Source organism: Microbispora triticiradicis (genome assembly GCF_005864065.1).
Classification (GTDB): domain Bacteria; phylum Actinomycetota; class Actinomycetes; order Streptosporangiales; family Streptosporangiaceae; genus Microbispora; species Microbispora triticiradicis.
The window spans coordinates 1-12,783 of the sequence record NZ_VANP01000002.1 but is presented as its reverse complement, the minus strand read 5'-3'; the positions used below and the strand labels follow the sequence as shown (position 1 = coordinate 12,783).

The 12,783-nt window shown below is 73.7% G+C and carries 13 protein-coding genes and 1 other RNA gene; 9 read left to right on the top strand and 5 right to left on the bottom strand.

From position 1 onward, the window contains the following. Positions 1-162 precede the first annotated feature (162 nt). Positions 163-819: a maleylpyruvate isomerase N-terminal domain-containing protein gene (locus tag FED44_RS05215; protein ID WP_138459951.1), complete on the top strand. Its 657-nt coding sequence runs from the start codon at positions 163-165 to the stop codon at positions 817-819. A 26-nt stretch (positions 820-845) separates the two neighbouring features. Here FED44_RS05215 and FED44_RS05210 read toward each other — a convergent pair whose 3' ends face one another. Next, positions 846-1,298 (bottom strand): winged helix-turn-helix transcriptional regulator, encoded by a 453-nt coding sequence (locus tag FED44_RS05210; RefSeq protein ID WP_138459950.1) that lies wholly within the window; start codon positions 1,296-1,298, stop codon positions 846-848. An 88-nt stretch (positions 1,299-1,386) separates the two neighbouring features. On the opposite strand from FED44_RS05210, the gene FED44_RS05205 reads away from it, so the two are divergent. After that, the gene (locus FED44_RS05205; RefSeq protein WP_138459949.1) at positions 1,387-1,830 is read left to right on the top strand and encodes a VOC family protein; all 444 of its coding nucleotides are present in this window, start codon (positions 1,387-1,389) and stop codon (positions 1,828-1,830) included. 9 nt (positions 1,831-1,839) lie between these two features. Then, positions 1,840-2,178 (top strand): YciI family protein, encoded by a 339-nt coding sequence (locus FED44_RS05200; protein WP_138459948.1) that lies wholly within the window; start codon positions 1,840-1,842, stop codon positions 2,176-2,178. A 113-nt stretch (positions 2,179-2,291) separates the two neighbouring features. Here FED44_RS05200 and rnpB read toward each other — a convergent pair. Further along, positions 2,292-2,683: RNase P RNA component class A (gene rnpB, locus FED44_RS05195), an RNA gene on the bottom strand. A 193-nt stretch (positions 2,684-2,876) separates the two neighbouring features. Here rnpB and FED44_RS05190 point away from each other — a divergent pair. Genes FED44_RS05190 through FED44_RS05175 form a run of 4 tightly spaced genes read left to right on the top strand, consistent with a single transcriptional unit; the run spans position 2,877 to position 7,003 of the window. Then, entirely contained in the window at positions 2,877-3,851 is a 975-nt protein-coding gene (locus FED44_RS05190; RefSeq protein ID WP_138459947.1) for an ABC transporter ATP-binding protein, read from the top strand. Next, positions 3,848-4,621: a hypothetical protein gene (locus FED44_RS05185; RefSeq protein ID WP_138459946.1), complete on the top strand. Its 774-nt coding sequence runs from the start codon at positions 3,848-3,850 to the stop codon at positions 4,619-4,621. The genes FED44_RS05190 and FED44_RS05185 overlap by 4 nt, the downstream gene beginning before the upstream one ends. Positions 4,622-4,676: 55 nt before the next feature. Then, positions 4,677-5,387 carry a response regulator transcription factor gene (locus FED44_RS05180; protein ID WP_138459945.1) on the top strand — a complete coding sequence of 237 codons (711 nt, stop codon included), beginning with the start codon at positions 4,677-4,679 and terminating at the stop codon, positions 5,385-5,387. Continuing rightward, on the top strand, positions 5,384-7,003 hold the full coding sequence (locus tag FED44_RS05175; RefSeq protein ID WP_138459944.1) for a sensor histidine kinase: 1,620 nt from the start codon (positions 5,384-5,386) through the stop codon (positions 7,001-7,003). Before FED44_RS05180 ends, FED44_RS05175 begins: the two co-directional genes overlap by 4 nt. Here the strand turns inward: FED44_RS05175 and FED44_RS05170 are convergent. The 3 genes from FED44_RS05170 to FED44_RS05160 form a co-directional block, all read right to left on the bottom strand. Continuing rightward, a complete protein-coding gene (locus FED44_RS05170) occupies positions 6,946-8,409 on the bottom strand; it encodes a bifunctional RNase H/acid phosphatase (RefSeq protein WP_138459943.1) in 1,464 nt (487 codons plus the stop codon). The genes FED44_RS05175 and FED44_RS05170 overlap by 58 nt on opposite strands. A gap of 62 nt (positions 8,410-8,471) precedes the next feature. Further along, positions 8,472-9,212 carry a zinc ribbon domain-containing protein gene (locus FED44_RS05165; RefSeq protein ID WP_111701607.1) on the bottom strand — a complete coding sequence of 247 codons (741 nt, stop codon included), beginning with the start codon at positions 9,210-9,212 and terminating at the stop codon, positions 8,472-8,474. Between the two features lie 10 nt (positions 9,213-9,222). Next, positions 9,223-10,077, bottom strand: coding sequence for a Nif3-like dinuclear metal center hexameric protein (locus tag FED44_RS05160; protein WP_138459942.1), 855 nt, complete (start codon positions 10,075-10,077; stop codon positions 9,223-9,225). 84 nt (positions 10,078-10,161) lie between these two features. Here FED44_RS05160 and FED44_RS05155 point away from each other — a divergent pair, with 84 nt between their 5' ends. Continuing rightward, the gene (locus FED44_RS05155) at positions 10,162-11,241 is read left to right on the top strand and encodes a dipeptidase (RefSeq protein ID WP_244301731.1); all 1,080 of its coding nucleotides are present in this window, start codon (positions 10,162-10,164) and stop codon (positions 11,239-11,241) included. After that, entirely contained in the window at positions 11,238-12,584 is a 1,347-nt protein-coding gene (locus FED44_RS05150; protein ID WP_208758841.1) for a M20/M25/M40 family metallo-hydrolase, read from the top strand. The genes FED44_RS05155 and FED44_RS05150 overlap by 4 nt, the downstream gene beginning before the upstream one ends. Positions 12,585-12,783 lie beyond the last annotated feature (199 nt).

The following is a 12,783-nucleotide window of genomic DNA, read 5'->3' as shown; positions in this document are numbered from 1 at the left end:
TAGGCCCGTACGGTCTCCAGGGTGGGCTCGCTCACGCTCACAGCGCTCAGCCTGGGCTCGCTACTGGCGTGGCAAACTGAGGCGGCGCCAGCAGATCAGGGCGCACCCGATGCTGAGGAAGGCGAGGTGGATGTCCTCGTGGCGCCGAAGTACCGTACCGATGTGGATCTTTTCGCGCGTTCGTGGACGGCGTTGCGCAGGGCGGTCGCCCAGCTTCCGGATGAGGCCTTCGCCCAGCGGTCGGGCTGTACCGGCTGGCTCGTGCGGGATCTGGTGTGCCATCTGGTCATCGACGCGCAGGACGTCCTGATCACCCTGGCGACCCCCGCGGAAACGGAACCGACCCGCGACGCGGTGACCTACTGGGAGGTCGCCACGACGCCGCCGACCGGCGACGACCCGCTCGACGCGCTGACCGTCCGGCTGGCCGCCGCGTACGAGGAGCCACGGCTGCTCAAGTTCCACCTCGACGACGTCGGCTCCGCCGCAGGCCGCGCCGCTGAGCTCGCCGACCCGGACCTCCGGGTCGGGACCCGCGGCGAGGTCCTCACCGTGGACGCCTACCTGTCCGCGTACGTCATGGAGTGGACGCTGCACCACCTCGACCTGGTCGCGCACCTGGCGGACGCCGCGGGGCCGCCCGCGGAAGGGCTTGCCCGGTCCCGCGAGATGCTGGAGAAGATCGCGGGGAGCGCGTTTCCCTCGTCGTTCTCAGACAGGGACGCGCTGCTGGTCGGCACCGGACGGCGAGCCCCCACAGACGCGGAGAGGACCGAGCTGGGCGAGCTGGCCACGAGACTCCCGCTCGTCCTCGGATAACCGCGGGGTCCGGACCGTCGTCACGGTCATCCGGCCGAACCCGGGCCTGGGAGGAGATCGACGTCGTCGGCGTGCATCGGCTCCCCGCAGTGACTGCAGCGTGGCTCGACGTGGCCGATCTGCCCGCAGGCGTGGTGACGGTACAGGACGGGGGGCCCGGCCTCGCCGGCGAGCCAGCGGTCACCCCACCGGGCCATCGCCATGAGCATCTCGACGAGATCCACGCCCTTGGCGGTGAGGTGGTACTCGTAGCGGGGACGGGCGTCGTAGGGCAGCCGTTCGAGCACACCCTGTTCGACCAGATGGTTGAGCCGCTCGGTGAGTACCTTGCGGGAGATCCCCAGGTCGGCCTGGATGTGATCGAAGCGGCGCACCCCGGCCCACACGTCGCGCAGGATCAGCGGCGACCAGGGCTCGCCGATCACGTCCAAGGTGCGCGCGATGGAACACGCCATCTCCCCGAACCGCGTTCGCTGCATGGCAGCAATCTAGCAAGTGGGGTTCCCTTACGAAACCTCGGGTGTTACCTTTCTCAGCGTCTCTTGAAGAAACCTCGAAAGGGATCCGATGACATTCGTGAGGCGCTTCGACCACGTCGGCATCACCGTCGCCGACCTCGACGCCGCGACGGCGTTCTTCGTCAGCCTCGGTCTGGAAGCTGATCAGAAGATGGCCGTCGAAGGCGAGTTCCTGGACACGGTGATCGGCATGACCGGCGCCCGCACCGAGATCGTCATGCTGCGGGCACCCGGCGGAGGTACGACGCTGGAGCTCTCGAGCTTCACGCGGCCGGACCACCTCCCGGGTTCGCCTGCCGCGCCGGCCAACGAGCTGGGCCTGCGCAACGTCGCCTTCGAGGTGCACGACCTCCAAGCCGCGGTCCACCACGCCGCGGCCGGCGGCTACGGCCTGGTGGGGGGCATCGGCGAATACGAAGGCGTGTGGCGGATGGCCTACGTCCGCGGGCCCGAAGGAATCATCGTCTCGCTGGCCGAGCGCATCGAGAAGTAAGGAGACATCATGAGCACGACCGTGACCGACGAACAGATCCGGGCTCTGGCCGCGACCGCGAAGCCCTACAGCCTGGCGCTCCTTCAGTGGGGGCCGGAGCGGACCATGGACGGCGCCGACGCGATCGAACTCGAACACCAGCGGCGCATGGTGTCGCTGCGCGCCGAGGGGGTGATCGCGATCCTGTGCCCGGTCGCCTCCGACACCGTGGCCGGCGTCGCGATCATGACCGTGCCGGCCGAAGAGGCCGCGGAGATCATGGCCGGGGACCCCTGCGTTCGAGCCGGGATGCTGCGCTGCGAGGTCAACCCGTGCCACGGCTTCCCCGGAGACGCCCTCCCCCTGTAAGCGAGCCAGGGCGATCAGCGTCTGTTCCACGGTCGCCGGGCGCCGACGGGTCACTGCCGGGTTTGAACAGCGGCACCTGGTCCGCCCCAAGGCCGTGGTCAGGGGTGTGAAGGTGGACGAGCCGGCCTGTAGGCCGGGTTCTGTGGTCAGCCACGGGGGCTGACCGGCGGCCATCCATCTAGGACCGCCGTTGCCGGCGGCCTCAAGCGGTCTACCCGCGCGGCTCGGGCGGGCAGCCCTCGAACGTCGCGCGCGGGACGTTCCGGAGAACGCCCCTTCTTGACCTTGCTCCGGGTGGGGTTTACCGAGCCGCCCACGTCACCGTGGGCGCTGGTGGTCTCTTACACCACCGTTTCACCCTTACCCCCGCGAAGGGGGCGGTCTGTTTTCTGTGGCACTGTCCCGCGGGTCGCCCCGGGTCGGCGTTACCGACCACCCTGCCCTGTGGAGCCCGGACCTTCCTCGGCAGGGCGCGAGGCCCTGACGCGGCCGCCCGGCCGGCTCGTCCGCCGTGAGGACAAGCCTATCGGCTCCGGCTCCGTTCCCCGGCACGGCCGGAAGTCATGTGAGGATTCTGCGAGTTCTCCACCCGGGGCGGGCGGGCCGGCGGCAGCGGCGCAGGCAACGGGGGGACCGCTCACAGAGATCTCACAGGCTCTCTCCCGGAACGCCAAGACGGGTGGGCCAGCCTGCTGCGCATGATTGAGATACGCGGACTGACCAAGCGCTACGGCGACGTCACGGCCGTCGACGGGCTGAGCTTCGACGTACGGCCGGGCGTCGTCACCGGCTTTCTCGGCCCGAACGGCGCGGGCAAGACGAGCACGATGCGGATGATCCTCGGCCTCGACCGGCCGACGAGCGGGAGCGCCACGATCGGCGGACGGCGCTACGCCGATCTGCCCACGCCGCTCCGCGAGGTGGGCGCGCTGCTCGACGCGCACGCCGTGCATCCGTACAGGAGCGCCGGGAAGCACCTGCTGGCCCTGGCCCGCGGCAACGGCATCGGCCGGCGCCGGGTGGACGAGGTGCTCGGACTGGTGGGACTGGCCGACGTCGCGGGGCGTCGCCCGGGCGGGTTCTCCCTCGGCATGAAGCAGCGCCTCGGCATCGCGGCGGCGCTGCTCGGCGATCCCGGCGTCGTGCTGCTCGACGAGCCCGTCAACGGGCTCGACCCTGAGGGGATCCGCTGGATCCGCTCCTTGACGCGCGATCTGGCTTCCGAGGGCCGCACCGTCCTGCTCTCCAGCCACCTGATGAGCGAGATGGCGCTCACCGCCGATCACCTGGTCGTCGTCGGCCGCGGGCGGCTGCTCGCGGACACCGGTCTCGACGCGTTCGTACGGTCCGCGGCCCGGGAGACGGTCGTGGTCCGCACGCCGGGCGCGCGGCCGCTCGCCGCCCTGCTCGAAGAGGCCGGCGCGACCGTACGGCCCGGCGCCGGGGACGAGTTGCTGGTGACGGGGCTGTCCGGCGCCACGGTCGGCGACGTCGCCGGCGCGCACGGCATCGTCCTGCACGAACTGACACCGCGGCGGGCCTCCCTGGAGGAGGCGTACCTCGAACTCACCGGCGGCAGCGCCGATTTCGCCTCGGCCGGCGCCCGGCCCGCGACCCCCGCCGAAACCCAGGCCACCACCGCATCCATGACCACCAGCGGAGCCGCCCGATGACCGCGTACGACGTCCTGCGTTCGGAATGGGGCAAGTTCCACAGCATCCGGGCGACGCTCGGCTGCCTGGCCGGGGCCCTGGCGGCGACCGCGGCGTACGGGTACCTCTTCGGGCTGGCCGACGCCCGCCGGTATCTGGCCGGGTCGGCGGCGGACCGGGCGGCCTTCGACCCCACCGACACGGGCTTCCGCGCTCTCGTGCTCGCGGGGGTGCTCGTCAGCGCGGTCGGCGTGCTCGCCGTGACGTCGGAGTACGCCTCGGGGACGATGCCGGTCAGCGTCGCCGCCGTGCCCAGGCGGGGCCTGCTGCTCGGCGGCAAGGCCGCCGTCGTCGCGGTGGTCACGCTCGTCGCCGGGCCGTCGATGGCGCTGGTGTCGTTCACGCTGAGCCAGCTCTCGCTGGCCGCGCGGAACGTGCCGAGCGCGGGCCTCGGCGACCCGGGCGTGCTCGGGGCCGTCGCGGGCGCCGGACTGTTCACGGGGCTGGTCGGACTGTACGGCGTGGCGCTCGGGTTCCTCCTGCGCAGGTCGGCGGGCGCCGTCTCGCTCGGGACGTTCCTGCTGATCCTGCCCGGCATGGCGTCCCTGTTCCCCGATGCGATGGCCGAATGGATCGTCGTCTGGTGGCCGAGCGCGGCGGGCGCGCGGGTGTTCGCGGTCCATCCGGGGTCCGGCGGGCTCGCCCCGCTCGCGGGGATCGGGGTGCTGGCCGCCGCCGTGCTCGCGCTGCTGTGCGCGGCCGCCGCCGTCTTCCGGGCACGGGACGTCTGAAGGCACGTGATCCTGGACGGCGGACCTATCCTGCCGCTGACGAAGGGAGGCCGGAGTGGACGGGCGGCGCCTGCTCGTGGTCGACGACGAGCCCGTGGTGCGGGAACTGCTGGCGGCCACGCTGCGCTTCGCGGGATACACGGTGACCTCCGCCGCGACCGGGTCGCAGGCCCTTGAGGCGGCGGGGGCCGAGCCTCCCGATCTCGTCCTCCTCGACGTCATGCTGCCCGACATGGACGGGTTCGAGGTCATCCGGCGTCTCCGGGAACGCCCCCGCCCGCTGTCCGGTGACCGTCCGGGACAGGTGCCCGTCCTGTTCCTCACCGCGCGCGACACGACCCAGGACAAGATCAACGGGCTTCGGCTGGGCGGCGACGACTACGTGACCAAGCCCTTCGACCTGGAGGAGTTGCTCGCCCGGATCGAGGCCGTGCTCAGGCGGGCCGGGGCGGCCCCGGAGGACCGCACGCTGCGGGTGGCCGACCTCGAACTCGACCCCGGCGGCCACCAGGTGACTCGGGCGGGCGTTCCCGTACGGCTGTCGCCGACCGAGTTCCGCCTGCTGCACTACCTGATCCTCAACGCCGGGAGGGTCGTCTCCAAGGCGCAGATCCTTGAGCACGTCTGGCGGTACGACTTCGCGGGTGACACCAGCATCGTGGACACGTACGTGAGCTACGTGCGGCGGAAGGTCGACAAGGCCGGGCCGAAACTGATCCACACCATGCACGGCGTGGGCTACGTCCTGCGCGGGCCGCGCCCGTGACCCGCCGGACGGCACGCCGGAGGAGCCTGTCGCTGCGGGGACGCCTCCTGCTGATCACCCTGGCCCTGCTCGCGGCGGGCCTCGCGATCAGCGGCGCGGTCGCCGTCGCCACGCTCAGGGCCCACCTCATCGAACGGGTGGACCAGCAGCTCGGGCCGATGGCGACGCTGTTGTCGCGGGTCCCCGCCCGGCTGGTGACGGCCCCGCTCACCGGGCAGAGCCGGGTGCCGCTGAGCGCCCTGCCCGGCATGGACCTGATCGACCAGGTGTACCTGGCGTACCTGCGGGCGGACGGGACCGTCGAGCAGGAGGGCGGCCCCTGGCTGCGGGGAGAGGGCCCGGAGCTCCCCCGGCTCGACGCCGCGGCGGTCCGCCGGCTGGGCGGGCGGCCGTTCGACGCGAGGGACGACCACGGCGCCGCGTGGCGGGTCGTCGCCGCCCCCCGGGCCGCTCTCACCTCCGTGGGGCCTCGTGAGGGGCCTGGCGAGGGGCCTCGTGCGGGTGCGGCTGAGGTGGGCACCGTCGTCGTGGCCGCGTCCCTCGGCGGGGTCAGGTCGACCGTCGGCCGCCTGACGCTCGTCTGCGCCGCGACCGCCGCCGCCCTCATGACGTCGCTCGCCGTCATCGGCTGGTTCGCCGTACGCCGGGGGCTGCGGCCGCTGCGCGCGATAGAGCGGACGGCGGCGGCGATCGCCGCGGGCGACCTGTCCCGGCGGGTGCCCGTGCCCGCCGCTCCGCACACCGAGGTCGGGCGGCTGGCCGCCGCGCTCAACACGATGCTCGCCCAGTTGGAGGCGGCGTTCGCCGGGCGGGAGCGGTCGCAGGCCCGGATGCGGCGGTTCGTCGCCGACGCGAGCCACGAGTTGCGCACGCCGCTCTTCGGGATCAAGGGATTCGCGGAACTGCACCGGATGGGCGGCCTTCCCGACGTCGACCACACCCTCGGCCGGATCGAGAGCGAGGCGGTGCGCCTGGTCCGGCTCGTGGAGGACCTGCTCCTGCTGGCCCGCCTCGACGAGGGCGAGGACGCCCTGCCGATGGACCTCGCGCCCATGGACCTGCGGACGCTCGCCGCCGACGCGCACCACGACCTCCGCGCGCTCGATCCCGCCCGGACGGTCACGCTGACCGGCCCCGACGGGGGCCCGGCCGGCGCCGCGCCGGTACGCGGCGACGAGGCGCGGCTGCGGCAGGTGGTCTCCAACCTGGTGGGCAACGCAGTCGCCCACACGCCGCCGGGCACCCCGGTGAGGATCGGCGTCGGCACGGTCGGTACCGGCGGCGGCGCCGAAGGCGTCCTGGTGATCGCCGACGAGGGGCCGGGACTGCCGCCGGAGGAGGCTGAGCGGGTCTTCGACCGCTTCTACCGCCTGGACGGATCACGCAGCCGCGGCGGCGCGGGAGGGGCCGGCCTCGGACTGGCCATCGTCCGGTCGATCGTCGCCGCCCACGGCGGGCGGGTGGAACTGCGGACCGCGCCCGGCGCCGGGGCGGCCTTCCGCGTCGTCCTGCCCGTCCACCCGGCGACCGGCGCGCCGACTCCTCCGGGCGGGTGGCCTCAGCCAAGGTGCGCCGTGTCGTTGAACGTCCGCACCACGGAAGGACCGTCGGCGTAGTAGTCGATCGCCGACAGGCAGGCCAGATCGAGGTGCATCCGATAGAGGGCCTCGGGCGGCGCGCCCAGGGCGAAGCGGATCAGCGTCTTGATCGGGGTCACATGGGAGACCACGACGACGCTGCGGCTCTCGTGGGCCTTGACGATGCGTTCCCTCGCCTCCTCGACCCTGCGGGCCGTCGAGGCGAAACTCTCGCCGCCCGGCGGCGCCACGTCAGGGTCGGCCAGCCAGGCGGCCAGCTCATCGGGCCAGCGCCGCTGGATCTCCGCGAACGTGTACCCCTCCCACGCCCCGAAGTCGGTCTCGCGCAGGTCCTCGTCCACGAGCACCGCCGAACCCGTACGGGACGCCACGGCCTCCGCCGTCTGCCGGGCGCGGGCGAGCGGGGAGGTGACGATCACCTCCACCCGCCGCGGCCCGCGGGCCAGGCGTGCGGCGGCGGCCTCGGCCTGCGCCAGCCCGGTCGGGGTGAGCTCCGGGTCGCCGAGCCCGGAGAACCGCTTCTCGATCGAGAGCGGCGTCTGCCCGTGCCGGAGCAGCAGCAGCGACGTGGCGGTCCGGGTGGCCCCGGGCATCCATCCGTGCCCGCGCCGATCGTCGGCCACGGCGACTCCACCGGAACCCGCCAGGCCGCCCGCGGCGTCTCCGCCGGGACCCGCGACGCCCCCCGCGGCAGCACCGCCGGGACCCGCGACGCCACCTGCAGCGTCCCCGCCCCAATTCGCGCTGGAAACAGCGGCGCCGGCCGCGCTCCGAGCTCTCCGGTCACCGCCGGAGTCCGTGCCCCGAGCCTCGCGATCCGCGGGTCTCGCACCGCGTTCCACGGATGCGGTCCCGCCGGGGGCACCGGTGCCGGCGTCCGACGCGGGTGCGGGGGCGGGGGCGGGGAAGAGCGTGCCGGGGTCGGACGGGTCGGTGCCCGGGCCCACGGCGGGCCCGGCAGGGGGCGGGGTCCACGGGGCGGAGGTGGCCGGCCCCGCCCGCCAGGTCTCCCCCCGGGCCGCGGCGTCCATCGCCTCGTTGGCGAGGCGGTCGGCGTGGGTGTTGCGCTCCCGCGGAATCCAGGTCCAGGTGACGCGCAGGCGCCGGGCCAGGGCCGCCGCCTCCAGGGCGAGCGGGCGCAGCCCCTCGTGCTTGACCTTCCAGCGCCCGGCCATCTGCTCGATGACCAGCTTGGAATCCATCCGCACCTCGACCCGCGCGCCCTCCACGCCGAGGGCGAGCAGCGACTCGAGCCCGGCGATCAGGCCGCGGTACTCGGCCACATTGTTTGTCGTGGTGCCGATCGACTCGGCCGCCTCGGCGAGCACGTGCCCGGCCTCGTCCTTGACCACCGCGCCGTACCCGGCCGGGCCGGGGTTGCCCCGCGACCCGCCGTCGGCCTCGACGACATACCCCCCGGTCATCCACGCACCCCCGTCACCCGCACGCCCTCGTCATCCGCACACCCTCGTTCACGCAGCCGATGTCACAGCCCGGACTCGGCCGTGCGGACGAGGATCCGGCGGCACTCCTCGCAGCGGACCACCTCGTCGTGGGCGGCGGCCCTGATCCGGTTGAGGTCGGCGATCGACAGGGTCGTACGGCAGCCGAGGCACCGGCCGCCGTGCAGCATGGCGGCGCCGACGCCGCTCTGCTCGCGCAGCTTCTCGTACAGGGCGAGCAGGTCGGCGGGGATGTCGGCGGTGATCGCGGTCCGGCCGCCGGTCAGCTCGCCGGCCTCCTTGTCGATCTCGGCGAAGGCCGCGTCACGCCGTTCCTCGGCGGCCCGCAGCGTCCCGGTGACCTTGTCGCGCTCCGACCTGAGCGACTCCACCTGGGCGTCCGCCGCCTCCCGGCGCTCCATGATCTCCAGGACGACCTCCTCCAGGTCCGACTGCCTGCGCCGCAGCGAGGTGATCTCGGACTGGAGGCTCGCCAGGTCCTTGGGCGAGGAGACCTGCCCGGAGTCGAGACGCTTGGTGTCGCGGTCGACCCGGACGCGTACGGCGTCCACGTCCGACTCGGCCTTGGCCTGGTCGCGGGCGAGGTCGCCGGCCTCGGTCTCGGCGGCGATGACCTGTGTGGCGAGCCGTGCGAGCCTCTTGGACAGCTCGTCGATCTCGGCCAGGTCGGGCAGGGTGCGGCGGCGATGCCGCACCCGGTCGAGACTGGTGTCGAGCTCCGCGAGATCGAGCAGACGCTTCTGTGCTTCCGGTGCGGCCTTCATCCCAAATCCCTCAAGATGCTCGGGGGTCCAAGTCGGTGGTCGTCGCCGTCCAGGCGTCGGTGACGGCGCCCGAGACGCGCGCCTCAACAGTAATGCCCCCTGCCGCCAACGCTGACGTCAGACGCTCGGCGGCGTCGGCGAGCCACGGCCATTCGGTGGCCCAGTGGGAGGCGTCGACCAATGCGGGCCCGCCCGCCTCCAGGTGCTCACCGGCGGGGTGGTGCCGGAGGTCGGCCGTCAGGAAGACGTCCACCCCCGCCGCCCGGGCCGTGCCCAGGAGGGAGTCGCCGGCGCCGCCGCAGACGGCGATGGTCCGCACCGTATGGTCCGGGTCGCCCGCGACGCGGAGCGGAGCCGCCGTACGCGGCAGTCCGGCGGCGGCCAGCGCGGCGAACTCCCGCAGCGGCATCGGGGCGGGCAGGTCCCCGATCCGGCCGAGCCCCCGGCGCGGATCGTCCGCGGCGGGCTGGAGTGGCCGCAGCTCACCCGCGAGGCCGACGGCCCGCGCGAGCGCGTCCGAGACGCCCGGATCGGCCACGTCGGCGTTGGTGTGCGCGGCGTACAGCGCGGCGCCGCCGCGGATGAGCCGGTGGACGACCCGGCCCTTGAACGTGGTCGCGGCGACGCTCGTGGTGCCGCGCAGATAGAGCGGATGGTGGGTGACGACGAGGTCGGCCCCCCAGGCGAGGGCCTCGTCGACGACGACCGCGACCGGGTCGACCGCGAAGAGGATCTTCCGTACGGGCTGCTCCGGGTCGCCGCAGACGAGGCCCACCGCGTCCCACGACTCGGCCCAGGAGGGGTCGTACAACGCGTCCAGGCGCGCGACGACCTCGGCGAGGGCGCAGGAGGAGATCGAATCCACCCGCGCACACTACAGCCTGGCCGCGGGGCGGCCCGGGAAAGGTAACGTCCCAACCGAGGACTCGACACAGGGAGGGACCCCGCCGTGCCCGATGGTCAGCAGAGCCCGCACGACAGATTCGTGGTCGCCGACACGCACAACGACCTTCTGATGGCAGTCTCCGCCAGGCCCCCCGAGGTCTGGTCCTCGTTCTTCCGCGACCGATGGCTGCCCCAGCTCGCCGAGGGCGGGGTCGACGTGCAGGTGCTGCCGGTGTTCGTGGAGAGCCGGTTCCGCCCGGAGGGGGCGCTGCGCCAGACCCTGCGCATGATCGAGTGCGCCCACGTGCTGGCCGAGGGCAACCCGGACGCGGTCGCGCTGTGCCACGACGGGCAGCAGATCGACGAGGCGCTCGCCCTCGGCAGGATCGCCCTGGTCCTCGCCCTGGAGAGCATGCCCGGGATCGACGAGAGCGTGGAGCTGATCCCGACCCTGCACCGGCTCGGGGTCCGCGTCGCGTCGATCGCCCACTGGGGCCGTACGGCTCTCGCCGACGGCAGCGGCCAGGACGGCGCCGGCTCCCGGCTCACCAGCCACGGCGTCCAGGCGCTGCGCGAGATGGAACGGCTCGGCATGCTCTTCGACATCTCGCATCTGGGCGCGGCGGGGGTCGCGCACGTGCTGGAGATCGCGGCCCGGCCGGTCATCGCGACCCACTCCTCGGCCCGCGCCCTGCGCGACCACCACAGGAACCTCACCGACGAGCAGCTCAGGGGCGTCGCCGCGGGCGGCGGCGTGATCTGCGTGAACTTCCTGGCCGCCTTCCTCACCGAGGACGCGCGCTCGGCCACCGCCGACCATCTGGTGGACCACATCGAGCACGTCGCCTCCGTCGCCGGGATCGACCACGTGGGTCTCGGCCCCGACTTCATGCGCGAGGTCCACGAAGACCTCACCCCACCGTGCTGCGAGGGCTTCGGCTATCCGGGGATCGACGCCGCGGCGGCGATCCCCGGCCTGGAGGGGCCGCGCGGGCTTCCGCTGGTGACCGACGCGCTGGTCAAGCGGGGATTCTCGGAGGAGGAGATCCAGAAGATCCTGGGCGCGAACGTGATGCGCCTGTTCCGGGCCGAGCTTGGCCGGCCGGCGCCCGAAGGGGCGGGAGAGGAACAGCCCGCGCGGTGAACCTGGACGCGATGCTGGCCGACCTCGAAGATCTGGTGCTCTGCGAGTCGTACTCCAGCGACCACGACGCGGTGGCGCGCAGCGCCCGGGTCGTGGCCGCGCAGGGCCGCAGGCTGCTCGGGGCGGACCCGGAGATCCTGGTGATCGACGGGGTGACGCACCTGCTCTGGTCGTTCGGCGCCCCGCGGGTGCTGCTGCTCGGCCACCACGACACCGTCTGGCCCGTCGGCACGCTGCGCGAGCACCCCTGGTCGGTGACGGACGGCGTGGCACGCGGCCCGGGGGTGTTCGACATGAAGGCCGGGCTCGTACAACTGTTCCACGCGGCCGCCTCGCTGCCGTCCGCCAACGGCCTAAGCGTGCTCATTGTCGGCGACGAGGAGCTCGGCTCGCCGACCTCCCGCCCGCTGATCGAGTCGATCGCGGCGCGGTGCGCCGCCGCGTTCGTGCTGGAGGCCAGCGCGGACGGGGGCGCGCTCAAGACGGCGCGCAAGGGCATCTCCCGCTACGAGCTGATCGTGCACGGCCGGGCCGCGCACGCCGGACTCGAACCCGAGCTGGGCGCCAACGCCGCTGTGGAGCTGGCCCATCAGGTGCTGGCCGTCGCGGCGATCGGGGACCAGGTCGGGTCGTCGTCCAGAGCGGGGGCCACGTCGGTGACCCCCACCATGCTGTCCGCCGGGACGAGCACCAACACCGTGCCCGCGCGGGCCCGGGTCGCGGTCGACGTGCGGGTGCCCGACCAGGCCGCGCAGCGGCGGGTGGACGAGCTGATGCGCGCGCTCACCCCCCGCACCCCGGGCGTACGCCTTGAGCTGCGGGGCGGGCCGAACCGCCCGCCTCTCGACCCCGCCGCCTCCGCCGGGCTCTTCGAGGTCGCCGTACGGACCGCGCGCGAGCTGGGCATGGCGCCGCTGCGCGGGGTGGCGGTCGGCGGCGGCTCCGACGGCAACTTCACCGCCGGGGCCGGCTGCCCCACGCTCGACGGCCTGGGCGCGGTCGGCGGCGGCGCGCACGCCGCCGGAGAGCACGTCGTGGTCGCCGAGATGCCGGTCCGGGCCCGCCTCGTGGCCGCGCTCACCGCGTACGTCCTGGCCGGCGGGGCCGTCGGACCCCCGGGCGGCGGGGACACGACGGACGGCGACCCCCGCGCCCCCGGCGACCTTGGCGACCTTGGCGACCTTGGCGACGCGGCGGACAACGGCCGTGGCGGGACGCACGCGGCGCACGGCCGCGCGGGGACCGGCCATTTCGGCCTCGGGGAGACGGGTCACGTGGAGACCGGTCGCGGGAAGACGGGTCACGTGGAGACCGGTCCTCTCGAAGCCGGGGACACGGCGTGAACGCGGGCCGCCGGGAGACCGGCGGGCCGCGGCCCCCGCGCGCCGGGTGCGCCGCCGACGCAGGCCGCCGGGCGCGGGCCGCGGCGGCAACTGATCTTGTCCCGTTCCTGACCAGGCCCGGTGGCAGATCAGCGGTGTCCGAACCGATCGTCATTCGGGGGCCGCAATGCCATCCACCGACACCATCGCCACCAACACC